Genomic DNA, 580 nt, shown 5'->3' with positions numbered 1-580 from the left:
TACGAGGGGGCCGCAGCCGTGCCCGAGTGCTCCGCCGCAGGGCAGCAGCGCGTACTCGTCCAGCACCCACGGCAGCACCGCGTAGGACACCTTGAGCACGTCGTACTCGCCGCGTTCGGCCATGCCGTTGGTCACGTCGATGTCCGCGAACGTCACCCGCAGCGGCGGCGCGTCCGGCACCAGACCGTGCGACCAGGCGTGGAAGACGAACGTGTCGTTCGGGCACGGCGAGTAGGCGATGTCCAGCGGCCTGTCCGACGCACCGCCCTGCGCACCACCCTGCGGGCCGGGTGACGCGCTGCCCTCCGGGCCGGGTGACGGGGCAGCCGGCGGGACGTCCCGCGGCTCGGTGCGACGCGGAGAATCAACCATGGTCCGTCCAACCCCCGATGACGGGTGTGATCTTCCCGAACGCCTCGGCCAGCGCGTCCAGCGCGTCCGGGATGCGCCAGGCGGCCCGGTCCCTGGGGCCCACGGCGTTGGACACGGCCCGCACCTCCAGCACCGGAACGCCCTGCGCGGCGGCGGCCTGCGCCACCCCGAAACCCTCCATCGCCTCGGCGACCGCCCCCGGGTGACG

General features: G+C 74.0%; 2 protein-coding genes. Both read right to left on the bottom strand.

Annotation, left to right across the window (positions count from 1 at the left end):
• Positions 1-372: MqnA/MqnD/SBP family protein (locus ACYVE9_RS30260; RefSeq protein WP_461031048.1), on the bottom strand; the 372-nt coding region annotated here is incomplete at its 3' end.
• Positions 365-580 (bottom strand): phosphorylase family protein (locus tag ACYVE9_RS30255; RefSeq protein ID WP_461031047.1); only part of this gene is annotated, 216 nt, incomplete at its 5' end. The genes ACYVE9_RS30255 and ACYVE9_RS30260, both read right to left, overlap by 8 nt.

The organism is Streptomyces sparsus, assembly GCF_054776295.1.
The sequence above is the reverse complement of the archived record's forward strand: the minus strand, read 5'-3'. Positions and strand labels throughout refer to the sequence as shown.